General features: G+C 74.0%; 20 protein-coding genes. 16 read left to right on the top strand and 4 right to left on the bottom strand.

The features are described 5' to 3' along the window. Positions 1-28 precede the first annotated feature (28 nt). The gene (locus tag OG764_RS04605; protein ID WP_328967084.1) at positions 29-760 is read left to right on the top strand and encodes an ABC transporter ATP-binding protein; all 732 of its coding nucleotides are present in this window, start codon (positions 29-31) and stop codon (positions 758-760) included. Positions 761-788: 28 nt separating this feature from the next. On the opposite strand, the gene OG764_RS04600 is transcribed toward OG764_RS04605, so the two are convergent. Continuing rightward, on the bottom strand, positions 789-2,804 hold the full coding sequence (locus OG764_RS04600) for a hypothetical protein (RefSeq protein WP_328967083.1): 2,016 nt from the start codon (positions 2,802-2,804) through the stop codon (positions 789-791). Positions 2,805-3,025: 221 nt separating this feature from the next. Here OG764_RS04600 and OG764_RS04595 point away from each other — a divergent pair, with 221 nt between their 5' ends. The 5 genes from OG764_RS04595 to OG764_RS04575 are packed head-to-tail and all read left to right on the top strand — an operon-like array spanning position 3,026 to position 8,994. Beyond that, the gene (locus OG764_RS04595) at positions 3,026-4,366 is read left to right on the top strand and encodes an ABC transporter substrate-binding protein (protein ID WP_328967082.1); all 1,341 of its coding nucleotides are present in this window, start codon (positions 3,026-3,028) and stop codon (positions 4,364-4,366) included. Next, entirely contained in the window at positions 4,363-5,304 is a 942-nt protein-coding gene (locus tag OG764_RS04590; RefSeq protein ID WP_328967081.1) for a carbohydrate ABC transporter permease, read from the top strand. Before OG764_RS04595 ends, OG764_RS04590 begins: the two co-directional genes overlap by 4 nt. Next, the gene (locus tag OG764_RS04585) at positions 5,301-6,128 is read left to right on the top strand and encodes a carbohydrate ABC transporter permease (RefSeq protein ID WP_328967080.1); all 828 of its coding nucleotides are present in this window, start codon (positions 5,301-5,303) and stop codon (positions 6,126-6,128) included. Before OG764_RS04590 ends, OG764_RS04585 begins: the two co-directional genes overlap by 4 nt. 2 nt (positions 6,129-6,130) lie before the next feature. Further along, positions 6,131-7,999 (top strand): glycoside hydrolase family 36 protein, encoded by a 1,869-nt coding sequence (locus OG764_RS04580; RefSeq protein WP_328967079.1) that lies wholly within the window; start codon positions 6,131-6,133, stop codon positions 7,997-7,999. Further along, positions 7,996-8,994: a LacI family DNA-binding transcriptional regulator gene (locus tag OG764_RS04575; RefSeq protein WP_328967078.1), complete on the top strand. Its 999-nt coding sequence runs from the start codon at positions 7,996-7,998 to the stop codon at positions 8,992-8,994. The genes OG764_RS04580 and OG764_RS04575 overlap by 4 nt, the downstream gene beginning before the upstream one ends. Positions 8,995-9,045: 51 nt before the next feature. Here the strand turns inward: OG764_RS04575 and OG764_RS04570 are convergent, their stop codons facing one another. Continuing rightward, positions 9,046-9,891: a DeoR/GlpR family DNA-binding transcription regulator gene (locus tag OG764_RS04570; protein WP_328967077.1), complete on the bottom strand. Its 846-nt coding sequence runs from the start codon at positions 9,889-9,891 to the stop codon at positions 9,046-9,048. An 86-nt stretch (positions 9,892-9,977) separates the two neighbouring features. Between OG764_RS04570 and galT the strand changes: the two genes are divergently transcribed. Together galT and galK are read left to right on the top strand one after the other, a co-directional pair. Then, positions 9,978-11,030, top strand: a complete 1,053-nt coding sequence (gene galT / locus OG764_RS04565; RefSeq protein ID WP_328967076.1) for a galactose-1-phosphate uridylyltransferase — start codon at positions 9,978-9,980, stop codon at positions 11,028-11,030. Beyond that, complete coding sequence (gene galK / locus OG764_RS04560; RefSeq protein WP_328967075.1) at positions 11,027-12,175, top strand: galactokinase; 1,149 nt, start codon at positions 11,027-11,029, stop codon at positions 12,173-12,175. The genes galT and galK overlap by 4 nt, the downstream gene beginning before the upstream one ends. A gap of 563 nt (positions 12,176-12,738) precedes the next feature. Here the strand turns inward: galK and OG764_RS04555 are convergent. Further along, a complete protein-coding gene (locus tag OG764_RS04555) occupies positions 12,739-13,467 on the bottom strand; it encodes a hypothetical protein (protein ID WP_328967074.1) in 729 nt (242 codons plus the stop codon). 616 nt (positions 13,468-14,083) lie between these two features. Here OG764_RS04555 and OG764_RS04550 point away from each other — a divergent pair. From OG764_RS04550 to OG764_RS04515, 8 genes are all read left to right on the top strand, one after another. Continuing rightward, positions 14,084-14,431, top strand: coding sequence for an NTP pyrophosphohydrolase (locus tag OG764_RS04550; protein ID WP_328967073.1), 348 nt, complete (start codon positions 14,084-14,086; stop codon positions 14,429-14,431). A gap of 676 nt (positions 14,432-15,107) precedes the next feature. Next, a complete protein-coding gene (locus OG764_RS04545; RefSeq protein ID WP_328967072.1) occupies positions 15,108-15,563 on the top strand; it encodes an Lrp/AsnC family transcriptional regulator in 456 nt (151 codons plus the stop codon). Between the two features lie 60 nt (positions 15,564-15,623). Then, complete coding sequence (locus OG764_RS04540) at positions 15,624-16,067, top strand: GNAT family N-acetyltransferase (protein WP_328967071.1); 444 nt, start codon at positions 15,624-15,626, stop codon at positions 16,065-16,067. 123 nt (positions 16,068-16,190) lie between these two features. Further along, positions 16,191-18,149, top strand: a complete 1,959-nt coding sequence (locus OG764_RS04535; protein ID WP_328972877.1) for a potassium channel family protein — start codon at positions 16,191-16,193, stop codon at positions 18,147-18,149. A gap of 475 nt (positions 18,150-18,624) precedes the next feature. Beyond that, positions 18,625-19,362 (top strand): IclR family transcriptional regulator, encoded by a 738-nt coding sequence (locus tag OG764_RS04530; protein ID WP_328967070.1) that lies wholly within the window; start codon positions 18,625-18,627, stop codon positions 19,360-19,362. Positions 19,363-19,451: 89 nt separating this feature from the next. Beyond that, positions 19,452-19,778, top strand: coding sequence for a putative quinol monooxygenase (locus OG764_RS04525; protein WP_328967069.1), 327 nt, complete (start codon positions 19,452-19,454; stop codon positions 19,776-19,778). Between the two features lie 51 nt (positions 19,779-19,829). Next, the gene (locus tag OG764_RS04520; RefSeq protein WP_328967068.1) at positions 19,830-20,366 is read left to right on the top strand and encodes a DinB family protein; all 537 of its coding nucleotides are present in this window, start codon (positions 19,830-19,832) and stop codon (positions 20,364-20,366) included. A gap of 132 nt (positions 20,367-20,498) precedes the next feature. Then, positions 20,499-20,963, top strand: a complete 465-nt coding sequence (locus tag OG764_RS04515) for a GNAT family N-acetyltransferase (protein ID WP_328967067.1) — start codon at positions 20,499-20,501, stop codon at positions 20,961-20,963. Between the two features lie 134 nt (positions 20,964-21,097). Here OG764_RS04515 and OG764_RS04510 read toward each other — a convergent pair whose 3' ends face one another. Continuing rightward, complete coding sequence (locus OG764_RS04510; RefSeq protein WP_328967066.1) at positions 21,098-24,229, bottom strand: SGNH hydrolase domain-containing protein; 3,132 nt, start codon at positions 24,227-24,229, stop codon at positions 21,098-21,100. Between the last annotated feature and the right edge of the window lie 13 nt (positions 24,230-24,242).

The following is a 24,242-nucleotide window of genomic DNA, read 5'->3' as shown; positions in this document are numbered from 1 at the left end:
GCCGACCGAGGACGCACGGGGGGCAGTGATGACGGAGTACACCGGGGCACGCGCGGACACCGCGGTACTGGGCGGGGCGGACACCGGGCCGATGGTCACGGTGACGGACCTGCGCCGCTCCTACGGCACGGGCCCGGCCGCCGTGCACGCCCTGCGCGGGGTCTCGTTCGAGATCGGGCGCGGTGAACTGGTCGCGCTCAAGGGCCGGTCCGGATCCGGCAAGACCACCCTGCTCAACCTCGTCGGCGGCCTGGACGCGCCGGACGGCGGACGGGTCGTCATCGACGGCACCGACCTGACCGGGCTCGGCGAGAAGGGCCTGCTCGAACTGCGCCGCGACCGCGTCGGCTTCATCTTCCAGTCCTTCGGGCTGATCCCCATCCTCACCGCCGCCGAGAACGTCGGCGTGCCGCTGCGGCTGCGCAAGGCCGACCCGCACGAGCGCGAGGAGCGGGTCGCCCTGCTCCTCGCGCTGGTGGGCCTCGGCGACCACGCCGAGCAGCGGCCCGACGAGATGTCCGGCGGCCAGCAGCAGCGCGTGGCCATCGCGCGGGCCCTCGCCAACCGGCCGGCCCTGCTGATCGCGGACGAGCCGACCGGCCAACTGGACGCGCAGACCGGTCTCGCGGTGATGGAACTCCTGCGTTCGGTGGTGCGCAGCGAGGGCACCACCGCCCTCGTCGCCACGCACGACCCGCAGCTCCTGGGCCTGGCCGACCGGGTCCTGGAGCTGCGGGACGGCGAAATCGTGGAGCACTGACCGCCGTTGACCGGCCGGACGGGTCGGGTCAGCGAACTCGGACGGTGACCGACGCGCCGGGCGCCACGCGGGTGGTCGCGTACGTGTAGACCACGCCGTCGACCACCTTGGTGCGCGCGGTCCGCGGCACGCCGTTCACCGTCAGCGTCGCGAACCGGCCGGGGAAGCGGGCCTCCCAGGTGTACGGTGCGGTGCCCGCGGTGTGCGTGAGCCGGGACTTGGTGGCGCCGTCGTGGCGCAGCGAGAACCGCGAACCGCCGATCCGCAGGTCGTCGATGCCCAGCCAGTCCATCCCGGACGGCAGTCGCGACTGGGTGCTCAGGCGCCGGGCGGGGGCGTCGGGGGCGACGCCCAGCAGGCCCTCGACGGTCTGGCCGAGGAGGGTGAAGGAGACCTCGGGGTAGTCCCCGTTGGTGCCCTGCTTGGTGTTCACGTGCTGGATGTCCTTGTGGTCGTACACGTACGTCATCCACTTCCACGCGGTGTCGGCGCGGTTGTTCTTGAAGAAGGTGTCGGGGAGGTAGGTCGCGGCCTCGATGTTGGCCGGCCGGCCCGCCCCCGAGGCCTGCTCGTCGATGTAGTCGAGGTAGGCCTCGCGGCGCGCGCCGGGGGCGATGATCTGCTTCATCGGCATGAACCAGCTGTTCTCCAGGCCCCAGCCGGTCAGCGCCCGCCCGTCCGTCGTGTAGCCGCGGACCATGTCGGCGCCCGAACCGGAGCCGCTCCACGTGGAGTTGAAGTACGCCTTTAGGTCCCTGGCCTTGCGGGCGTACGTCGTCGCGAGGGTGCCGTCGCCCTTGGCGCGGGCCAGTGAGGCCATGGCCAGGTACGCCTGGTACTGCGAGGCGATCGCGTCGCCGGCCTCGGCGAGCGGCTCGCTGCTCTGCTCGTTGTAGCTGGCGGTGCCCTGGAAGATGCCGCGGCCGGTGCCCTCGGCGACCTGCACGGTCCCGTTGTCCTTGATGCCGTCGTGCAGCCGGACGAAGTCGTCGGTCGCGTGCCGGTAGAAGTCCCACAGCGCGGGATCGTCCAGGTACGCCCGGTCGCCGCTCCAGCGGTACGCCTCGGCGGCCTTCTGGACGAGCTCGAAGGTGGCGGGCACCTCGCGGACGAACAGGGACGGGTTGCGGTAGTCGATCGACAGGTAGGTGCGGGTGTCGAAGTTCAGCGCCCACGCCGGGTAGAACTTGTGCTCGGGAGTGGCGGACGCGGCGAACGAGCGGAGCATGGCCTTGTTCTCGGCGCCGAGGCCGAGCACGCCCGCGCCGGCGAGCTGGTGGGCCATGTCCCGGGAGTAGTAGCCGCTGCGGTTGGCGTACCCGGCCCAGTACGAGGGGCCGTAGGCGGCGCTGCCGCTGCCGCCCGTGTTGTTCTCGTCCACGTTGAGCGGGCCTACCGTGCCGGGGAGCTGGACCCAGCTGTTGGCCTTCCGCCGGGACCAGTCGAACATCTCGACGATCTTGGGGTCCGAGGAGCTGACCCGGGGGTCGGCGGGGGAGGCGGGCGAGACCATCAGGTCGTCGGCGTTGACCCAGCCGGTGCCCGACTCGAAGGCGATCTCCAGCCGGTCGCCGGCGGCCAGGGGTATCCGACCCAGCGTGTAGCGGCGGTAGTTGGAGGCGCTGGGCAGCGTCTGGGAGGCGACGACCGAGCCGTTCACGCGGGCGGTGAAGGCGCCGCCGGGGCCGCCCGTCGCGATCCACGCCGACAGGTCGTACGCCCCGGCGCCCGTGGTGGTGACCGTCTGCGCGACCTTCAGGCCCGGGCCCTCGTCCAGGTAGGCCAGCCGGCTCCCGCCGTGCGGGTAGTTGCCGGCGATCCCGGTACCGCCGGTGAACTCCCAGCCGGTGGCGCCCTGTTCGAAGCCGGGGTTGGCCAGGGGGAGCGGGGCGGGTGCGGCGGGTGCGGGGTGCGGCGCCGCGGACGCCGCCTGCGCGGCAGGGCCGGCCGCCGGGCTGGCGGCCGCGGACCCGCCGAGGACGAGCGGCGCCAGCGGGACGAGCAGGGCGATGGCGGACAGCAGTGAAACACGGGAACGCGTCATCGGGTTCTCCCGGATCGGGGATGGGCCGGCGGTTGGGGCGGCCGACCTGGCGCGCGGCACGCTAGCAACCGCTCCGTAAGGCTTGCAATGGATGCGTCAGAAATCCTTGCACTATCGAACTGAAAGTTTTCATCCGACTCTTGTAAGTCCTCGGAACCCGTGGGTAGAGTCCCGGCCAGTCAGCTTCCGCAACGGTGCGAGCAGGGGTGTCAGCCATGGACATGGATCGACGAAGAGCGCTGCAGATCGGCGGCGCGGCCGCCGCCGCGGCCGGCCTGGCCGGCCTGACGGGCTGCTCGGGCAGCGGCGCCGGCGGATCCTCCGGGGAGGCGGGAGCTCCGGACAAGGGTGCGATCACCGTCTGGTCCTGGCAGGGTCCGGCAGCCGAACTCAAGGCGCTGATACCGGAGTTCAACAAGAAGTACCCGGACATCCAGGTCAAGGTCGAAGACATCGGCAACCCGGCGATCTGGGACAAGATCACCGCCGGGATGGCGGCCGGCGGCCAGGGCCTCGCCGACGTCATGCACATCGGCGTCGACTACCTCCCCGGCTACGTGGAGCACTTCCCCGGCGCCCTCGCCGACCTCGGCAAGCTCGGCGCCCTCACGTACCGGGACGCCTTCGCCCCCGGGCTGTGGGGGACCGTCTCCCCCGACGGCAAGCGGGTCAACGCCCTGCCCTGGGAGGCCAATTCGGCCGGCTTCTACTACCGCTCCGACATCTTCGAGAAGGCCGGGGTGGACGCCGACGCGCTCCAGACCTGGGACGACGCCATCGAGGCCGGCAAGCGCATCAAGGCGAAGACCGGCACCTACCTGATCGGCATCGACAAGCCCGCCTCCCAGCCCGACGCCGCCAACTTCTTCCAGATGCTGCTCCAGCTCCAGGGCACCTTCTACTTCGACCTCGACGGTGCGATCACCCTCGACTCCCCGGAAGCCGTCCGGGCCATGACCCTCATCAAGACCATGAACGACGCGGGCCTGGTCAACGACCTCTCCGGCGGCTGGAACTCCCTGATGACCTCGCTCAAGAAGGGCACGGTGGCCGTCCATCCGCTGCCCACCTGGTTCGGCGGCGTCATCGAGGAGCAGGTGCCCGGCGACTCCGGCAAGTGGAAGGTCCGCCTTCCCCCGGCCGTGCGCCGCGGCGGCGCCACCTCCGCCACCGTCAACTCCACCCACCTCGCCGTCGCCGGCACCAGCAAGCACCGCGCCGCGGCCTGGTCCTTCGTCGAGTTCGTCCTGACCCGCCCCGCCTCCCAGGTCCGCATCTACCGGAGCAAGGGCATCGCCCCCGCCCTGATGAAGGCGTACGACGACGCGGTCTTCCACGAGGCCTCGCCGTTCTTCGGCGGGCAGAAGAAGGGCGAGATCTTCCTCGCCGCCCTCAAGGCGCCCTCTCCCGCCGTCAACTACACCTCGGACTACGCCCGCGCCCTCAAGCTCGTCACCGACGCCCAGTCCAAGGTGCTGCTCAAGGGCGCCGACCCGGCGACGGTCCTCAAGGACGCCGCCGCGCAGCTGGCCAGTCAGACCGGCCGCAAGGCCGCCCGATGACCACGGCACTCGCCGGCACCGGATCCCGGGACACGCCGGACGCACCCCGCGTCCGCGCGTCCCGGGCGCCCGCCCGCCCCCGACGCCGCCGGCGGCCCGCCCCGTACCTGTTCGTGCTGCCCGCCCTGCTGCTGTTCGCCGCGTTCAAGCTCTACCCCATCGTCTGGTCCTTCGTCCTGAGCCTGCACCGCACGGTCAACGGCGTGGACACCTACGCCGGCGCCGACAACTACCGGCGGCTGCTGGACGATCCGCTGCTGTGGACCGCCCTGCGCAACACCGCGGTCGTCCTCGTCGTGCAGGTCCCGGTGATGCTGGCCCTCGCCACCGCACTCGCCGTCGCCCTCAACTCGGCCGCGCTGCGCGCCCCTACGCTCTTCCGCCTCGGCTTCTTCCTGCCGATGGTCACCGGCCTGGTCGCCTACGGGATCGTCTTCTCCGTCCTGCTCAACAAGGACTTCGGCCTCGTCAACTGGCTGCTGGGACTGGTCGGAGTGGACCCGGTGTCCTGGCTGACCGACGGCCTGTGGGCGCGGATCTCCCTCGGCATCGCCCTGACCTGGCACTACACCGGCTACAACGCCGTGATCCTGCTCGCCCGCCTCCAGGCCGTCCCCGCCGAGCTGTACGACGCCGCCGCCGTGGACGGAGCCGGCGCCTGGGCGTCCTTCCGCCACGTCACCCTGCCCGGCCTGCGCCCGGCGCTGCTGCTCACCACCGTGCTGTCCACCATCGGCACCCTGCAGCTCTTCGACGAGCCGTACGTCCTCACCGGCGGCGGCCCGGACAACGCCACCCTCACCATCGGCGTGTACCTCTACCAGAACGCCTTCAAGTACTACGACTTCGGCTACGCCTCCGCGATCGCCTACTTCCTCGCCGTGCTCATCGCGATCCTCGGCATCATCCAGTTCCGCGTCCTGGGAGACCGGTCATGACCACCCGTACGCGCGGCAACGGCATCCTGCTGACCTCGGGACTGGCCATCGCGCTCGCCGCCGTCGCCATCCCCTTCTACTGGCTCGTCATCGCCTCCACGCACAGCTCGGCGGAGATCTTCGACAGCCCGCCCCCGCTGCTGCCCGGCGGCCGGCTCCTCGACAACCTCACCACCCTCCAGGAAACCGCCCAGTTCGGCCGGGTACTCCTCAACTCCCTTTACATCGCCACCATTTACACCGTGTGCGCGGGGGCGGTGTGCACCCTCGCCGGATACGGATTCGCCAAGTTCCGCTTCCGCGGCCGCGATGCCATGTTCGGCCTGCTGATGCTCGGCCTCGTCATCCCCGGCCAGGTCACCCTGGTCCCGCTGTTCAAGCTGATGGCCGAGCTGCAGTGGCTCGACACGTACCAGGCCGTGATCATGCCCAACCTGGCACTGCCGTTCGGCATCTTCCTGATGCGCCAGTCGATGTCGGCGATCCCCGACGAACTCCTCGACTCCGGCCGGATGGACGGCTGCGGCGAACTGCGGCTGTTCTGGAAGGTCGTCGTGCCCACCATGCGGCCCGCCCTCGCCGCGCTGGCCATCTTCCTCTTCCTCTACCAGTGGAACGACTTCGTCTGGCCGCTGATCGTCCTGCGCGACAGCGCCTCGTACACCATCCCGGTCGCCCTCTCCTCCCTGCAGGGCCTCGACGACACGGACTACGGCGCGATCCTCGCCGGCACCTCCGTCGCCGCCCTGCCGATGGCCATCGTGTTCATGGCGCTGCAGCGCCACTTCGTCTCCGGCCTGCTCGCCGGCGCCGTGAAGGAGTGACCGTGCAGAACCACACCGGCGGACCCACCGCCACCACCGCCGCCACGGGGACGGCCTCGACGGCATCCGCCACCATCGAGGAGGCCGTCACCACGGCCTGGCTCGCCCCGGCCGCCCACCGGCCGCTGCTCGACGACGTGTCCATCGCCGTACTCGACACCTCCCCGGACGGAGCCGGCCACCGGGACGAAACACGGGGCGCGGCCGCCGCGCCGACCTGGACGCTCGGCCCGGCGGCCGACGGGGTACGGATCCTGGAGGTGTACTCCGCCGGCGCGCCCGTCGAGGTCCGCTTCTCGGTGCCGCTCGGCGACGCCGCCGGCTACTGGCACCCGCAGGGCGGCTGGCAGCGCACCCTCCTCGCCGACTGGGAGGGCCGGGCCCACGTCTCGCTCGTCCACGGACACGCCGCCGGCTGCCTCTACGACCACGGCGGCGCCACCCTGCTCACCTTCGCCGCCGCCGACCCGGTTCCCGAGACCACCCTCCGCTTCGGCGTCTCGGAGGAGAACGACACCCACGTCGTGCACCTGCACCTGCCGGCCACCGACGGCGGCCCGCACCGCCTGCTGATCGTTCCGCGGGCCCCCTCCACGGCCGCCGCGCTCCGGGCGCTGCGCGCCTGGTTCACCGCCGCGCTGCCCCCCATGCCGGTGCCCGAAGCGGCCCGCACCCCCGCCTATTCCACCTGGTACGCCTTCAACCAGGACGTCACCGCGCAGGGCGTCGAGGCCCAGGCCGGGCCCGCAGCCGAACTCGGCTGCGGGGTGCTCCTCCTCGACGACGGCTGGCAGGAGCAGGGCAGCGGCCGCGGCTACGCGGGCGTCGGAGACTGGCGCCCCGACCCCGCCAAGTTCCCCGACTTCGCCGCGCACGTGGCCCGCGTACAGGCCCACGGCCTGCGGTACGTGGCCTGGGTGGCCCCGCTGCTGCTCGGCCACGGCGCCGACTGCCACGCCCGCTGGGCCCCGTACGCGCCCTCCCCGTCCACGGTGCCCGGCGCGCACGTCCTCGATCCGCGCCACCCCGAAGTGCGCGCCCACATCGTCGCGTTGTGCGTCGACCTGGTCCGCGACCACGGACTCGACGGGCTCAAAGTCGACTTCGTGGACCAGGCGATGGTGTACGCGGGCGACGGCGGCGCCGACGTCGGCCGGGCCATGACCGTACTCCTCGCCGACCTGCGCGACGCCCTGACCGCGATCCGCCCCGACCTGCTGCTGGAACTGCGCCAGCCGTACGCCGGCCCGGGGATGGCCCCCTTCGGGAACATGCTGCGGTCCTTCGACTGCCCGGCGGACGCCACCGCCAACCGGGTCCGCACCCTCGACACCGCCCTGCTCGCCACCGGCGGAGCGGTCCACTCCGACATGTTGCTGTGGTCGCCGCAGGCGCCCGCCGAGGCCGTGGCCCGGCAGCTGATCGGCGCCCTGCACGCCGTGCCGCAGATCTCCGTACGCCTGGACCGGATGCCCGCCGCGCACCGTGAGGTCGTCTCCTTCTGGCTGCGGCAGTGGCGCCGGCACCGCACGCTGCTCCTCGACGGCGAGACCGAGCCCGGCCGCCCGGACGAGCTGTACCCGCTGGTGCGCGCCACGGCGGACGGGGAGTGCCTGTTCAGCGTCCACGGCGACCGGGTGGTGCCGCTCGACGTGCCGGCGTACCGCGGCTTCCACCTGGTCAACGGCTCCGACCGGGACCGCGTGATGGTGGAGGTGCGGGGCGCGGGAGCCTGGGTGCGGGGAGTGGTCCACGGGCCCGACGGCCGTATCATGGAGGATCAGCTGAAGTTCCTGCCGGAGGGACCCCACTCGCTGGACGTCCCCCGCGGCGGTCTGGCGTCGCTCACGATCACGGAAGGACCGCGATGAAGGTCGGCATCACCGACGTCGCAGCCCGCGCGCAGGTCAGCGAGGCGACCGTCAGCCGGGTCATCAACCGGCGCCAGGGCGTGTCGAAGAGGACCCGCGAAGCCGTCGAGCAGGCCATGGCCGAGCTCGGCTACGAGCGCCAGACCCAAGGCCAACTGGTCGCGGTCGTCACCGAGTTCGTCTCCAACCCGTTCTTCGCGGACGTCGCCGAGCGGATCGAGTCGGCGCTCGCCCCGCACGGCCTGAAGACGGTGCTGTGCCCCGCCTTCCCCGGCGGCGTGCAGGAGCGGGACTTCCTCACCGCCCTCGTCGACAAGGGCATCGCGGCCGTCGTCTTCCTGTCCGCGTCCAACACGATCGAGGGCGCCGACACCGAGACGTACGAGCTGCTCCGCCAGCGCCGCGTGCCGTACGTCGGCATCAACGGCGAGTTCGCGGACGGCGTGCCGGTCCCGGTGTTCTCCACCGACGACCGGCTCGCCGCCGAACTCGCCGTCGACCACCTCCAGCGGCTGGGCCACCGGCGGATCGGCATGGTCTCCGGGCCGGCCGGGAACCAGCCCGCCGACCGGCGGGTGCGGGGATTCCTCGACGCGATGGCCAAGTGGGGCGTCGAGGGCGCCGAGCACTGGGTGATCCGACAGTCCTACACCGTGGAGGGCGGGCAGGCCGCGGTGGCGCCGCTCCTCGCCCTCGGGGCCACCGCCATCGTGGCGGCCAGCGACTACATGGCGCTCGGCGCGATCCGCGGGATCCGCCGACAGGGCCGGGCGGTGCCCGGGGACGTGTCGGTGGTGGGCTACGACGGTTCGGCCATCACCGAGTTCACGGACCCGCCGCTGACCACCGTGCGGCAGCCCGCCGACCGGCTGGCGCTGGAGGTCGGCCGCAGCGTGCTGGCGCTCGTCAGCAACCGCGAGGTGCCCAACGGCGAGCTGCTCTTCGACCCGGAGCTGGTCATCCGGGCCTCGTCGGGTCCGGCCCCGGCGCCGTAGCCACCGCAGCCACCCGCTCCTGATCAAACAGGACCGAACATCCCGGGCACCTCAGCCGTGGGTGGCGGCGGTGCCGTCGGCGCGCTGGGCCGGGTCCGCGGGCGCGACGACGAGCTCACCGACGGCGTCCGCGAGCACGGCGCGGGCCTGAGCGGGCAGCCCGTCGTCCGTCACGAAGGTGTCGACCCTGTCGAGGCCGGCGAAGCCGCTGAGCCCGACCACGCCCCACTTGCTGTGGTCGGCGACGACCACCACCCGGCGGGCCGAGGCCACCAGGGCCCGGTTGGTCTGCGCCTCCGCCAGGTTGGGGGTGGTCAGGCCGGCCCGCTCCGAGACCCCGTGCGCCCCGAGGAACAGCAGGTCCACGTGGAGCGACCCGATCACCAGGTCGGCGAGCGGGCCCACCAGGGCGGCCGACGGGGTGGGTGAGCCGCCGGTCAGCAGCAGGGTCGGCGCTTCGCTCCCCTGCTCGCGTCCCGCGGCCCGCACCAGGTCCGCCACCGGCAGCGAGTTCGTGACCAGCGTCAGGCGCGGTACGGCGAGCAGCCGGGCGGCGACCGCGTGCGCGGTGGTGCCGGCCGAGACCGCCACGACGCTGCCCGGCTCCACCAGGGCCGCCGCCGCGTCGGCGATGGCCGCCTTGGCGGCGCCCTCCAGATCCGACTTGGCTTCAAAACCGGGCTCTTCGCCGGTCGCCGCACCGGTGGCGACGGCCCCGCCGTACACCTTCTCCACCACGCCGCGGCGTGCCAGCGCGTCGAGGTCGCGGCGGACGGTCATGTCCGAGACGCCGAGCTGCTCGACGAGCTCCGCGACCCGGACCGCGCCCTCGCGGCGCACCGCCGCCAGGATCAGGGCCCGCCGCTGGTGGGCGAGTTGCGCCGCGTGCTCGGCCACTGGATCACTCCTGACATGGGATGGGAGTCGCAAGATAACACGATGACTTCTGTTGAATCTTATCGAGTTCTGTTTATTCTTGGTGGGTGAAGAAGACCATCACGAAACTCGCCGACGGTCGTGAACTGATCTACTACGACGCCGACGAGCGCGCCGTCCGCGACGACGCCCCCGACCTGCGCCCGCTCGATCCCGTGCACAGCAGCCCGGAGCTGCGCCGCGACCCCGCCACCGGCGACTGGATCACCATCGCCTCCCACCGGCAGACCCGCACCTACCACCCGCCGGCCGACGCCTGCCCCCTGTGCCCCTCCCGCGACGGCAGGCCGAGCGAGATCCCGGCCGCCGACTACGAGGTCGCCGTCTTCGAGAACCGCTTCCCCTCCCTGTCCGGCGACGTCGGCCGCTGCGAGGTGGTCTGCTTCACCCCCGAACACGACACCGGATTCGCCGGCCTCACCCCGCAACGCGCCCGCCTCGTCCTCGACGCCTGGACCGACCGCACCGCCCACCTCGCCACCCTGCCGGCCGTGGCCCAGGTGTACTGCTTCGAGAACCGCGGCGCCGAGATCGGCGTCACGCTCAGCCACCCGCACGGCCAGATCTACGGCTTCCCCTTCGCCACCCCGCGCACCGCCAAGATGACCGCCGCCGCGGCCGCACACCGCGACGCCACCGGACGCAACCTCTTCGAGGACCTGCTCGCCGAAGCGCGCGCCACCCCCGCACGGATCGTGACCGCCGGCGACCACTGGACCGCGTTCGTCCCGTACGCCGCGAGGTGGCCGTACGAGGTGCACCTCTACCCGCACCGCCGGGTCCCCGACCTGACCCACCTCACCGAAGCCGAACGCGCCGAGTTCCCCGGCATCTACCTCGACCTGCTGCGCCGGTTCGACCGCCTCTTCCCGGAACCCGGCAGCGCCGTCCAGACCGCGCCCACCCCGTACATCTCCGCCTGGCACCAGGCCCCCCGCACCGGCGGCGACGAACTCGCCCTGCACCTGGAGCTGTTCACGGTCCGCCGGACCGCCGACAAGCTGAAGTTCCTCGCCGGCACCGAGTCCGGCACCGAGGCCTTCATCAACGACGTGAGCCCCGAGACGGCCGCCCAGCGGCTGCGGGAGGCCGCCGCGTGACCGGCGAGGCCGAGGCCGGCGCCTTCCGGCAGGTGTTCGGTGACCCGCCGGCCGGTGTCTGGGCGGCCCCCGGACGGATCAACCTCATCGGCGAACACACCGACTACAACGACGGGTTCGCCCTCCCGATGGCGCTGCCGCACACCACCCGGGTGGCCGCCCGCCGCCGCGCGGACGGCCGGCTGCGCCTGCACAGCACCCGCGGCGACGGCCGGGTCACCGACCTCGCCGTGGCCGACCTGGCCTCCGGCACGGGCATGGACTGGGCGCGCTACCCGGCAGGCGTGGTCTGGGCGCTGCGCGAGGCCGGCCACCACGTCGGCGGCGCAGACCTCCACTTCGACAGCGACGTACCCGCCGGTGCCGGCCTGTCCTCGTCCGCCGCCCTCGAATGCGCCGTGGCCCTCGCCTACGACGAGCTGTACGGGCTGGGCCTGCCCGGCCCCGAACTGGCCCGGATCGCGCAGCGCGCGGAGAACGCCTTCGCGGGCGTGCCGTGCGGGATCATGGACCAGATGGCCTCCGTCTGCTGCACGGAAGGCGCCGCCCTGCACCTCGACAGCCGTACGCTCGCCCGGCGACAGGTGCCCTTCGACCCCGAGGGGCGGGGTCTGGCCCTCCTCGTCGTCGACACCCGCGTCACCCACGACCTCGGCGACGGCGCGTACGCGGCCCTGCGTGCCGGATGCGAGCAGGCCGCGGCGCTCCTCGGCCTGACCGCCCTCCGAGACCTCGCGGCGCACGAACTGGCCTCGGCGCTTGCGGAGCTGCCGCCCGAACTCGTACCGCTGGTGCGCCACGTGGTCACCGAGGACGAGCGGGTCGCCGAGGCCGTCGGCCACCTGGAGGCCGGGCGGGTCGGAGCCCTCGGCCCGGTCCTCACCGCGGGCCACGCCTCGCTCCGCGACGACTACCGGGTCTCGTGCCCGGAGGCGGACCTGGTGGTGGACACCGCGCTGGCGGCCGGGGCGCTGGGGGCGCGGATGACCGGCGGGGGGTTCGGGGGCTCGGTGATCGTCCTCGTACCGGCCGCTGCCGCGGATCCGGTCGCCGCCGCGGTCCACGCGGCCTTCGCCGCTGCCGGGCACCGCCAGCCCGGCGTCCTCCCCGCCGCCCCTGCCCCAGGCGCCCGCCGAATCGCCTGACCCCGGCGATGCCCCGCCCCCGGCCTTCGGCCGGCCGCAGGGAGGAGACCCCTGGCCTCGCCGGTGCCCTGGGGGCAACACCCAGCTTTGCCGGCTGACCGGGCCAGCCTTGTCGGCTGCCCGTGGCGACCCCTTCAGCTTCGCCGGGGCTCTGGGGGCAACGCCGGCCTCGCCGGCGTTTGAGGCGCGGGACCGGTCGGAGCCCGGTGACCCCGTCGCACCCTCCAGCCCCTCCGACGCGTGAGGCGTTTCCGGGCGGATCCTGGCTAATACTGCAGCCGCATCTGCATGACGGATGTGGTGTGGGGCTCGTTGGTGTACCTGTGTGCCGATGAGCTGACGGTTGAGCAGGTCGAGTCGCGGTACTCGTTCGGAGCCACCCGGGGATCCGAGGCGGCCCCGGCCGCGGGCCCTGACGACCTCCGGTTTCGGAGCCACCCGGGGATCCGAGGCGGCCCCGGCCGCGGGCCCTGACGACCTCCGGTTCGGCCCTCCCGGATACCGCACCGGCTCGCTCCGGTCGGGCGGCGAGCAGTGCGCGGCGGGTCGCCTGCGGGCGCCGCCTACGGCCGCAGCTGGGCCGCGAGTGCCTCGGCGACCTTCCTGAGCGACTCGCCGGCCAGGGCCGGGTCCGCCTTGGTGACGGGCCATCCCTGGGAGACGAAGAGCGCCAAGTCGCCCTTGCCCGCCACCGCCACCCGGGCGACGGCGACCGTGCCCCGGCCCGGGGTGACCTTGGTCTGGCCGATCCCGGGCCTGTCCTTGGAGAACGCCATCACCTCGGCGGTGCGGAGGGTGCCGAGGCGGGCGATCTGCGGCAGCGCCAGGTTCACCGCCACCCCGCCCTCGGACGCGGCCAAGAGGTCGATCTCCACCGGGGCGTCCGAAGCCGTGAAGTTGCAGACGACGGACGCGTGCGGCGGGACGGCGGGGTTGGAGGGGAGCCCAAACGGCGGCGTGGGCTGCCCGCTGGGCCAGGCCTCAGCCGGCCGGCCCGGGTCGACGGTCCCCTGAGCCGCGGGGTGGCCGCCGGACGCCGCCGGGGTGACGGTCCGTTCGGCACCGGCCGCCTTCAGCGCCGCCGCCGGGTCGAGGCCGAACGGGCAGGCCGACGTACCCGTCAGCTGCTTCGCCGTCGAGGCGACCCGGTCGTAGGACAGCCTCTCACCGCCTGAGGCGGCCCCGCCGGAACTCCCGGACGAGGAACAGGCGCTCCCGGCAAGGGCGATCCCGGCCGCGCCGGCCAGGGCGAGGATGCGGCGGTACTTGGCTGCTGTGCGATCAGCTGTCATCCGGTCAGCCTAATCCTGCAACCACATCTGCGTGATGGATGTGGTGTGGGGCTCGTTGGTGTATCTGTGTGCCGATGAGCTGACGGTTGAGCAGGTCGAGTCGTGGTTCGAGGGGGATAGCCGGGTTCCATGCCCGCATCGCGCATCGTTTTGGCAGGTCGGAGCCCCGCGATCGGGCCCCGCCGATCCCACTACAAACGCCGAGGCCAGATCCCCCAGCTGCGGTTGCAGTACTAACCCCGCGCACCCCTCAGCCCCTCCGGCGTTTGAGGCGCGGGTCCGGGCGGAGCCCGGTGCCCGGCGGAGCCGGGTTGGTCGTTGGGGCTCCGCCCCAAACCCCGCGCCTCAAACGCCGGCGAGGCTGGGAATTGCGCCCCTGGGCACCGGCAAGGCTGAGGTGGGCCCTGCCTGGGCCCACGCCTCAAACGCCGGCGAGGCTGGATTTGGCGCCTGCAACGCCGGCGAGGCTGGATGTCGCGCCCCCGCATCGGCCAGGCCGGAGGTTGCCGGTCACGGCGTCGCGCCCGTCGCGCCGGATGGCATGCTGGGTGGTGCCCGGGTCGGCCGACGGCCCGGTGTGGGCCTTGACGGCGGAGAGCGGGACCGAGGTGGCGCAGTGACCGTGCTGATCGTGGACGGTGCGAATGTCGTCGGGTCGGTCCCGGACGGCTGGTGGCGGGACCGCCACGGCGCCGCCGAGCGGCTGCGCGACCGGCTGGCGGAGCGCCGGGCCGACGAGGAGATCATCCTCGTGGTCGAGGGCGCGGCCCGCGGGGTCGAGTCCGTCCCCGGGGTGCGCGTGGAGGCCGCGCCGGGCGAGGGCGACGACCTGATCGTGGAACTGGCCGCCCGGTACGCGGACCGCGACTGCGTCGTGGTCACGGCGGACCGCGCCCTGCGCGACCGGGTCCGCGCCCACGGCGCCCGCTGCGCGGGCCCGCGCACCGTCCGCCCGGCGGACTGAAAGTCCGTCTACGGGCTGACCGTCCGCCCGGCGGGCCGACCGTCCGTCTACGCGGGACCGCCCGTCCACGGACTGGCCATCCGCCGGCGGCTGACCGCCGGCCGGGCCGCTCACCGGTACCGCGTGGCCGAGCTCGTGCGTCGCCACGGCCCGCCGCTTGTCGGGGCTCCCGAGCGCCGAACCCGCCTTCAGGTAACTCTTGTTGAGGTAGATGTAGTCGGTCTCCGCGACCCCGCCCCGGAAGTGGTGGTAGCCGCCGTGGCCGTCGGCCCGGTCGTAGTCCCGCCACTCCATGTCGTTGACCGTGCCCGCGGTGTCCGCGAGGATCCCGATCCGCGCACCCCGGTACTGCCACCGGCCGGTTGCCCATCTGCGGGCGTCGTCGTACGCCGTGCGCTCGGTCCAGCGGACCTCGCCCGAGTCCACCGAACTCCGTTGCCGGGTCTCGGCCTCACCGGACACGCAGGCCGCGGGCGCCACGGCCGGCAGGGTCAGGAAACCGACGGCTGCCGCCGCGGTCCCGGTGAGCAGGGGCAGCGCGATCCTCATGGCCGGGCAGCCTAAAGGCGGTTCGGGTCCGGTCGTCCCGCGCCCACGGCGGCATCCTCACCGGATCGAGTGGCCGGGCCCCGCCGCGCCCCCGTCTCCCGCGCGCCGCGCCCCGCATCATGGGGGCATGGACAGAATCGATCTCCACATCCTGCGCGAGCTGCAGAACGACGGCAGGCTGAGCAACCAGGAACTCGCGCAGCGCGTCGGCCTCAGCGCCTCCCCGTGCATGCGGCGGGTGCGGCAGCTCGAACTGGACGGGGTGATCCAGGGCTACCGGGCCGTCGTCGACCCCGAGGCCGTGGGCCGCGGCTTCGAGGTGCTGGTGTCGATCGAGGTCCGCCGCGACCGCGAGACGGTCGAGGCGTTCGAAGCGGCCCTCCAGGACATCCCCGATGTCATCGAGGCCTACCGGCTGTTCGGCAGCCCCGGCTGCCTCCTGCGCATCGCGGTCGCCGACCTCGCCGCGTACGAACGCCTGTGGATCGAGCGGCTGACGACCCTCACCGGGGTGACCGAGGTCAACTCGCAGATCATCATGAAGCGGATCAAGGAGCCGCGCGGCCTCCCCGTCGACCGCTGACCCGGCCCGCCGCCGGGTTTCCGGTTGACGTCCGCCACCGCCGGAGGGTTTCCTGCTGCGATGACTGATCTACGCATCGAGCAGGCCGACAGCGAGGCCGCGCTGCGGGACTGGCAGTTCGCGCACAACACGGTCATCCCCACCGCACCGCTGTCGCTCGACGACGTACGGGAGCGGGCCGGCCGCAACCGGCTCGACGTGATGTACCGGGACGGCGAACTCGTCGGCTGTGCCACGGTCCGGCCGCCCGCCGACGCATCCGCCGCGGCCACGGTCATCGCCCGGATCCTCCCCGTGCACCGCGGGCAGGGCCTCGGCAACGAGCTGTACGCGCACGCCCTCGCCCACGCCCGCGCGCTCGGCGCCACCGTCATCGAGACGTGCGTGCTCGCCTCCAACGAGGACGGCCTGCGCTTCGCCGCCGCCCGCGGATTCACCGAGGTCGAACGGTACGTACTGCCCGGCGACACCGTCCCGTTCGTCGACCTCCGGCTGGTGCTCTGAGGCCGCGGCACCCGCATGGGCCGCGCACCGCGGCCGCCGCGCCGGGCTGTCCGAGCGGTACGGCATCCTGGGGTGGTGCCCCCGATACCCTCGCAGTTTCCACCGGACGGCCCCGCAGGCCGGATGATCGTGTGCGGTGACGACGGACTGGCCCGCCGGCTCGCCGCGGAACTGCGGTACGTGTACGAGGAGCGGGTCACGCTCGTCATGCCCGCCGAAGGGATCCCGCGGCCACCGCAGGTCGGGCGGCCCGACCGCCCCGGAACCGGCATCGGCCGCGGTCTGCTGGGCCGCAACCCCATGACCCGGGCCCGCGCAGCCACCGCCGACCGGGCCGCCGTACCCGACCTGCGCATCATCGAGGCCGCCGAGCCCGACGACGCCGTACTGGCCGGCGCCGGAGTGGCCGACGCGGCCGCCCTCGCGCTCGTCTACGAGGACGACGAGACCAACCTGCGCGCCGCACTGCTCGCCCGCCGCCTCAACCCGCGGCTGCGCCTGGTCATCCGGCTCTACAACCGGAAACTGGGCCAGCACCTGGAATCCCTCCTCGACCAGGCGGCGATCGTCGCCGAACCCGGGCTCGACCTGCGCGACCTCGACTCCGTGACCACGGTGCTCTCCGACGCGGACACCGCGGCGCCCGCCCTCGCGGCCAGTGCCGTCGCCGGCACCAGCAAGGTCATCCAGGCCGAAGGGCTGCTGCTGCGCGCCGTGGAGCGCACCCCGGCCGAACCCGGCCGGGTCGCCGACCCGGGGCTGTGCACGCTGGCGTTGCTCTCCGCGACCGCCAACGACCCCGCCGGGTCGGAGGGTTCGGAGGCAAGTGCGGACGGCGGGCCGCAACTCCTGCCCGACGACCGGGCGGTGGCCGCCGCCGCAGGCCGTGGGATCGTCGCCCTGGAAGCGGTCACCCCGCTGGCGCCGGCTACCCCCGGTGGACCGCGGCTGAGCACGGCCCTGCTGCCGGTGGCCTCGCTGTTCTCACGCCGGCTGCGCTGGGCCCTGTGCGCGCTCACCGGCGCGGTCGCCGCCCTCGCCGTGGCGTCCTGGCTCACCACCGGCGACCACCCGCTGCACGCCGCCTACCTGATCCTCCTCGACACCTTCGCCATCAACGACCCCGCGATCGGCGACTCCACCCAGCGCAAGGTGCTCCAGCTGCTGGCCGGACTGCTCGGCCTGCTCCTGCTGCCGGTCCTGGTCGCGGCCGCGTTCGAAGCGCTCGGGGCCTTCCGCACGGCCACCGCGCAGCGGCGCCCGCCCCGCGGCCTGTCCGGCCACGTGGTGCTGCTCGGCCTCGGCAAGATCGGCACCCGGGTGCTGGCCCGGCTCAGCGAACTCGACATCCCCGTCGTGTGCGTGGAAAGCGACCCGGAGGCCCGCGGCCTCGCCCTCGCCCGCAACCTGCGGGTGCCGGTCGTCATGGGCGACGTCACCGAGGAAGGCGTCCTGGAGGCCGCCCGTGTACACCGCGCCCACTCGCTGCTCGCGCTGACCAGCTCCGACACCACCAACCTGGAGGCGGCCCTCTACGCCCGCGCCGGGAAGAGCGACATCCGGGCCGTCCTGCGGCTGTACGACGACGACTTCGCCACCGCCGTGTACCGCACGCTGCGCGCCGCGCACCCGGCGGCCCTCACCCGCAGCCGCAGCGTCACCTTCATGGCCGCGCCCGCCTTCGCCGGGGCCATGCTGGGGCGACAGATCCTCGGCGCCATCCCGGTGGAGCGGCGCGTGCTGCTCTTCGTCGGCTTCGAAGTGGCCGGCCACCCGATGCTGGAGGGGCGTACCGTCCGCGAGTGCTTCCACCCCGGCGCCTGGCGGGTGGTCGCCCTCGACCCCTCCGCGCCCGGCGAGCGGCGCGCCGACCTCGGCCGCGGCGAGGGGGCCGCCCGGAGCGCGGCCGAGCTGCGGTGGGTGCTGCGCCCCGATGACGTGCTCAAGCCGGATGACCGGGTCGTCATCGCGGCCACCCGGCGTGGGCTCGCCGAACTCCTCGGCCGCCGGCACGCCGCGGTCGGCGGCGCCGACACGGGACCCGCCGATCCGGCCCGCGACCACGGCGACGGCCGGCCCTGACCGGAGCGGCCCGGCCCCGCCGGCCGACCGTGGCGCACCCTGCAGCCCCGTCGACTGCCCGGGCGGCAGCCCCCTGCCTGGGCGGCCACTTCCAGCCTCGCCGGCGTTCGAGGCGCGGGTCCGGGCGGAGCCCGGTGCCCGGCTGAGCCGGGTTGCGCGTTGGGGCTCCGCCCCAAACCCCGCGCCTCAAACGCCGGCGAGGCTGGATGTTGCGCCCCGGGGCGCCGGCGAGGCTGGAGGTTGCTCCCCGGGGCGCCGGCGGGGCTGGAGGTTGCCCGGCAGGGCGTCGTGCTGCGTATGCCAGTGGGGCTGGGGATGGCTGCGCGAGGGGGTTGAGCCTGCCGGCCGGCGAGGCTGGAGGTTGCGCCCCGGGGCGCCGGCGGGGCTGCGCCCGCAGGGCACCGGCCAGGTGGGGCGTGGCGGGCGGGCCGGTAGCCTCGGGGGTTGTTGCCTTCGAACCCCGGGGAACCCCGTCATGCCGCTCACCGGTCCGCAGTCCGTCGACCGCGCCCTCGCCGTGCTCGACGCCGTGGCCGACGCACCCGGCCCGGTCAGCGCCAAGGCCCTGGCGCGCCGGGCCGGCTGTTCGCTGTCGACCGTGTACCACCTGCTCGCCCCGCTCACGGCGCGCGGCCACCTCGTCCGCACCCCGCAGGGGTACGCGCCCGGCCCGCGGATCGCCGGACTCCACCGCGGCTTCCAGCGGCACCTGCAACCCGCCCCCGGCATCGCCGAGCTGCTGCCCCGGCTCCGGCGGGCCACCGGCGCCGAGGCGTACTACACCGCCTACCGGGACGGCCGTATCACGGTCGTGGACACCACCGCGCCCGTGACGGACACCGCGAACCCCTTCACCCCCGGCCTGGAGGCCCGCGCCCACGCCACCGCCCACGGCAAGGCGCTGCTCGCCGCACTGCCCCGCCCGGTCCGCCGCCGCTACCTGGCCGACCACGGGATGGCCCGTTTCACCGACCGTACGATCACCAGCGCCGAGCTGCTGGAGGCGGAGCTGGGCCGGGTACGGGACCAGGGGTTCGCGGTCTCCGTGGGCGAGGCCGATCCCGCCTACACGTGCCTCGCCGTGGCCCTGCCCGAACCCCGCGGGGACGGTTCGGTGCACGCCCTGTCGGTGTCCCTGCCGACCGCCGACTTCCGGCACCGCCGCTCGGCCGTCCGCGCGGCTGTCACCGAGGCGGCCGCCGGCCTCCTGTGAGCGTCGCGCGGCGCCGCGTTTTCCGGCGGTGCCGGAATCGGGGCGTGCCGGACGTGCGCCGGCGCGGCGGGCCCGCCACCCTGAACCCCATGATCTTCATCGCCGTACGGTTCCAGGTCCGCCCCGAGCACAGCGACAACTGGCTCGCCCTCGTGGACGACTTCACCCGGGCCACCCGCAACGAGCCGGGCAACCTCTTCTACGACTGGTCGCGCAGCGTCGACGACCCCCACAGCTACACCCTGCTGGAGGCCTTCACGGACTCCGCGGCGGGCGAGGTCCACGTGGCGTCCGAGCACTTCAAGACCGCCATGGAGGCGATGGCCGGGGCCATCGCCACGACCCCCGAGATCATCCACGTGGAGGTGCCGGGCCAGGGCTGGAACGCCATGGCGGAGCTGTCCCCCCGCCCGTGAGGGGCCCCGGGGAGCCGGCACCACACCGCGTGGATGCCAGACTCCTGCCTCATGAGACCCACCGTTTCCGAACCGAGCCGTCAGCTGTCCGACCCGGGTGAGCTGCTGCTCGGCTACCTGGACTTCCTGCGCTCGGCCGTCACCGCCAAGATCGCGGGCATGTCCGAGGAGGACCTGCGGACCAGCCGGCTGCCGTCCGGCTGGACTCCGCTCGAACTCCTCAAGCACCTCGTCCACATGGAACGGCGCTGGCTGCGCTGGGGCTTCCTCGGCGAGCCCGTGCCGGAACCGTTCGGCGACGCGGACGCCACCGGGCGCTGGCACACGGGCCCGGACGACACGGCGACCGACCTGACCGCGGCCCTGCACGCCGGCGGCGAGCAGACCCGCGCCGTCTGCGCCGGCCTGGACCTGGCGACACCGGCCGCCACCGGAGGCCGCTTCCCCGCCGGCGCCGATGACGGCACCGGTGCCGAGCCGGCCCCGACGCTCGGGTGGATCCTCTTCCACGTGCTCCAGGAGTACGCGCGGCACGCCGGCCACCTCGACATCGCGCGCGAACTCACCGACGGCGTCGTCGGGAAGTGACCGCCGGGCCGGAGCCGGCCGGAGCCCACCGGCCCGCACTTGATCCACCCGGGAAGATCAATGGAGGATGCGGGGGAAGCCGACGCCGGTGCCCCGGGCCGACCGGGCCCGGGGCCGAGGGATGGGGGACCAGTGCGCATCGCGGAAGAGACCGTGTTCGACCCGGCCGAGATGTTCGAGCTCTACGACTCCGTGGAGTGGGTGGGCTACACCAGCGACGTCGACAAGCTGTGCCGCGGCCTGGCGAACTCGCACCTGGTCCTGACCGCCCGCGACGACTCGGGGGACCTGCTCGGGCTCGCCCGGACGGTCTCCGACGACGAGAGCATCTGCTACGTCCAGGACCTGCTGGTCAACCCGAAGTTCCACCGGCAGGGCGTGGGCCGGGCGCTCATGGAGCGCCTCAAGGAGCGGTACGTGCACTGCCGCTTCTTCCTGTTGTCCACGGACCACGAGTCGACCCCGGAGGGCAGGCAGAACGCCGCGTTCTACCGCAGCCTCGGCTTCCTCTCCTACGAGGAGAAGCAGATGGCGGCCTTCGGCCTGCCCCGGATCCGCACCGGCACGCCCCAGGCCGGCGCGGACGCCTGCGCGTGAGGTGACCGGCCGGCCGTGGCCGTGACGGCCGGGCCGTGACCACCGCCCGCTCCTGCCGGGCCGTGACCACTGCCCGCTCCTGCCGGGCCGTGACCACTGCCCGCCACTACCGGGCCGTGACCACCCGCCCGCCACTACCGGGCCGCGCCCTCCCGGGTCGAGACGGTGACGTGGTCGACCCGCATGGCGTGGCCCGGTTCGGTGGCCGGCCCCGGGGTCCCGCCGTCGGCCTGCGGGAGGCCCCCGCCGATGGCCACGTTGAGGATCAGGAACAGCCCGTGGTCCACCGCCCGCAGCCAGGTCGCGCGGTCCATCCGGTCGGCGCTCACCCGGTGGGAGAGGCGGCCGTCCCGGTACCAGCGGACCTCCTCCGCGCCGGGCGCGCGGTCGACTTCGACCGCGTACGTGTGGAAGCCCGTACGGCAGCCGGCGCACGGCTGAGGGCCCGAGGTCAGGCCCACCGGCTCCCGGCACGGACCGCCGTCGAGGACGCCGCAGTGCATCGAGCCGAAGACGGTGTCCCGGCCGTTGACGGACTCCATGACGTCGATCTCGCCGACGCCCGGCCAGCCCGTGTACCCGTCGCGCAGCGGTGCGCCCAGGGTCCAGAACGCCGGCCAGTAGCCCGCCGCCTTCGCCCCCGTCACGTCCGGCAGCGCGATCGACGCCTCGATCCGCAGCACGCCGCCGGGCGGCGGCGCGAAGTCGGAGCGCCTGGTCTCGATGCGTCCCGAACTCCACCTGCCGTTCTTGCGGGTGGGGACGATCTCCAGGGCTCCCTCGCCGTCGAGGCGGACGTTCTCCGTCGAGTCGGTCATGGTCTCGATCTCGCCGGTGCCCCACTGCGGCGCCGGGCAGCCCGGGTAGCAGGTGCCGACGTCGTGGATCCAGCGGGCCGCGGACGGGGGACGGCCCGCCGGGCCGTCGAAGTCGTCGCGCAACAGCCGGGTCCATCCGTCCGCCCCGGGTGTGGCGCCCGCACCGTCGGAACCGTCGGCGTCCCGCCCGCCGGGCGCGCCGCCGGTGCCCGCCGTGTCCGGGGCCGGCAGTCCGGCCGCCTCCGTCAGCAGCCGCTCCAGCCGCGGCGCCAGCACGACGGCCGCCGCGTTGGTGAGGTGGGCGTCGTCCCGGTAGAGCAGGATCCGGTCCACCACGGCCGGGCAGGTCGGGCCGTCGCCCGGGCACAGCACGGGGTTCACGCTGACGCTCCGCACGCCGGGCAGGGCCCCGGCGGCGATCCGCCGGGCCAGCGGATCCGGCTGCCGGGCGTCCGCCCGGTCGAACGCGCAGTCCTCGGGGGAGTCGGGGCTGCCCGACACGCACGCCGGGATGTCCGTACCGGGTACGGGCGTGTCCTCGATGTAGACGATCGGCGCCCCCAGCGCCCGCAGCGGCTTCAGCGTCTTCTCCCAGCCCGCGGCCAGCCGCCCGGGGTCGGCGGTGTAGCGGTTGAGCGAGGCGATCACGATGAGGCGGGGCTTCGGGCCCTGCCGCAGCCGCTCCAGGGCGTCCGCGCGCCAGGTGTCGCACTCCCGGTAGCCGCGGCCGAGCTGCGGGTTGTGCACCGCCAGTTGCGGCAGCGGGCAGCCCTGCTTGACGAGTTCCTGGAGCGCCCAGCCCCGGCGGGCCGCCAGCGCCAGCACCGGGGAGAACCACTGCCCGGCGTGTGAGTCGCCCAGCAGCACGATCCGGTCGGGACTGTCCACCGCCCCGAACAGGCAGGCCGGACTGCTGGTCACGGCCGGCGCGACCTCGCAGGGCCCGTCCGGCGGGAAGTCCTTGCGCGCCTGGAGCGGGGCCGGCACGACCGGGCCGGCCGGGAGCGCGGCGCCGGGCGTCCGGGCGAGCAGCGCGGGGCCCGTGGCGGCGCCCGGCGGCAGCCCCTTGACGTCCACGGGGGCCGCCGGGCCGAGCAGGTTGAGCGTCGTGGTCCCCGCCACCAGGGCGAGGACGATGGGCAGCACGATCGCCGAGATCCCCACCGACAGCCCGCGCCGCGGGAGTTCGGAGACGGTGCGGCTGCGGCGCAGCGGCTGCTCGATCCAGCGCAGGGTCGCCAGCGCCGGCAGCACGGCCGCCAGCGTCAGCGCGGTCTTCGCGGGCCAGCCGAGCGTGCCGAAGCGGGCCTCGGCGAGGACGAGCACCGGCCAGTGCCACAGGTACAGGTTGTAGGAGAGCCGGCCGATCGCGCGGGGTGCCCGGCCCGCCAGGAGCCGTCCGACGCCGTACGCGCCCTGCGCGTTCCGCTCGCCCCGGCCCGGTATCGCGGCGAGGATGACGGCGGCCGCGCCGAGGGTCGGCACGAGCGCCGCGCATCCCGGGTACGGGGTCGAGGCGTCGTATGCGAGCACGCACCAGGCGATCGCCGCGGCGCCGGACCAGCCGCACACCAGCCGCAGCGGCCGCGGCCCGCGCATCAGGTGCCACGGCAGCAGGGCGAGCAGCGCGCCGACGCCGAACTGCCAGACCCGCGACGGCGTTCCGAGGTACGCGAGGGATACGGACCGGTCCGTCCAGTACAGGGCCAGGGCGAACGACGCGAGGGCCACGGGGGCGGCGACGAGCGCCACGGCGGCGCGTACGGCCCGGCCGCGCCGGACCGCCCCGGCGGCGAAGAGCACGATCACCGCGAGCAGCGGGCCCCAGGCCAGGTAGAACTGCTCCTCGACGGCGAGGGACCAGAAGTGCAGGAGCGGGCTCTGGGCGTGCCCGGCCGCGAGGTAGTCGGTCTGCTGTCCGACGAAGCGCCAGTTGGCGAAGGACAGGGCGGCCGCGACGACGTCGTGCTCCAGGTCGGCGCGGCGCAGCGGTACGGTCAGCCAGGCGCCGGCCACCGCGACCACGGCGAGCACCACGGCGGCGGAGGGCAGCAGCCGCCGGGCCCGGCGGGAGAAGAAGTCGCCGAGCCGGATCCGGCCGGTGGTGATGGCCTCCCGCACCAGCAGGCCGGTGATCAGGTAGCCGGAGATGACGAAGAAGATGTCGACGCCGACGAATCCGCCCGTCGCTGCGGGGATCCCGGCGTGGAAGGCGAGGACGGCCAGCACCGCGACCGCGCGCAGGCCTTCGATGTCGGGACGGAAGACGGAGCGGTGCGGGCTGGGCCCGGACTCGCCGCCGGGGCGCGGTCCGCCGGAGCGGGATCTTCCGGCAGGGGCCGCGGACTCGGGGGCTGCGGACTCGGGGGCTGCGGACTCCGGGGGGCCGGGCGGCGGGGCGGCGGCCTTGCGGAGCCGGCGAGGGCCGGGTGCCACGGGGAACGGCATGGTGGTGACGCCT

This window comes from Streptomyces sp. NBC_00239, assembly GCF_036194065.1.
In the GTDB taxonomy this organism is placed as follows: domain Bacteria; phylum Actinomycetota; class Actinomycetes; order Streptomycetales; family Streptomycetaceae; genus Streptomyces.
The sequence above is the reverse complement of the archived record's forward strand: the minus strand, read 5'-3'. Positions and strand labels throughout refer to the sequence as shown.

Excerpts from the sequence above, each read along its gene's own strand:
- OG764_RS04605 (WP_328967084.1), top strand. The coding sequence starts at position 29 with ATGACGGAGTACACCGGGGCACGCGCGGACACCGCGGTACTGGGCGGG.
- OG764_RS04600 (WP_328967083.1), bottom strand. The coding sequence starts at position 2,804 with ATGACGCGTTCCCGTGTTTCACTGCTGTCCGCCATCGCCCTGCTCGTC.
- OG764_RS04595 (WP_328967082.1), top strand. The coding sequence starts at position 3,026 with ATGGATCGACGAAGAGCGCTGCAGATCGGCGGCGCGGCCGCCGCCGCG.
- OG764_RS04590 (WP_328967081.1), top strand. The coding sequence starts at position 4,363 with ATGACCACGGCACTCGCCGGCACCGGATCCCGGGACACGCCGGACGCA.
- OG764_RS04585 (WP_328967080.1), top strand. The coding sequence starts at position 5,301 with ATGACCACCCGTACGCGCGGCAACGGCATCCTGCTGACCTCGGGACTG.
- OG764_RS04575 (WP_328967078.1), top strand. The coding sequence starts at position 7,996 with ATGAAGGTCGGCATCACCGACGTCGCAGCCCGCGCGCAGGTCAGCGAG.
- OG764_RS04555 (WP_328967074.1), bottom strand. The coding sequence starts at position 13,467 with ATGACAGCTGATCGCACAGCAGCCAAGTACCGCCGCATCCTCGCCCTG.
- OG764_RS04545 (WP_328967072.1), top strand. The coding sequence starts at position 15,108 with ATGGACAGAATCGATCTCCACATCCTGCGCGAGCTGCAGAACGACGGC.
- OG764_RS04540 (WP_328967071.1), top strand. The coding sequence starts at position 15,624 with ATGACTGATCTACGCATCGAGCAGGCCGACAGCGAGGCCGCGCTGCGG.
- OG764_RS04535 (WP_328972877.1), top strand. The coding sequence starts at position 16,191 with ATGATCGTGTGCGGTGACGACGGACTGGCCCGCCGGCTCGCCGCGGAA.
- OG764_RS04530 (WP_328967070.1), top strand. The coding sequence starts at position 18,625 with ATGCCGCTCACCGGTCCGCAGTCCGTCGACCGCGCCCTCGCCGTGCTC.
- OG764_RS04525 (WP_328967069.1), top strand. The coding sequence starts at position 19,452 with ATGATCTTCATCGCCGTACGGTTCCAGGTCCGCCCCGAGCACAGCGAC.
- OG764_RS04520 (WP_328967068.1), top strand. The coding sequence starts at position 19,830 with ATGAGACCCACCGTTTCCGAACCGAGCCGTCAGCTGTCCGACCCGGGT.
- OG764_RS04510 (WP_328967066.1), bottom strand. The coding sequence starts at position 24,229 with ATGCCGTTCCCCGTGGCACCCGGCCCTCGCCGGCTCCGCAAGGCCGCC.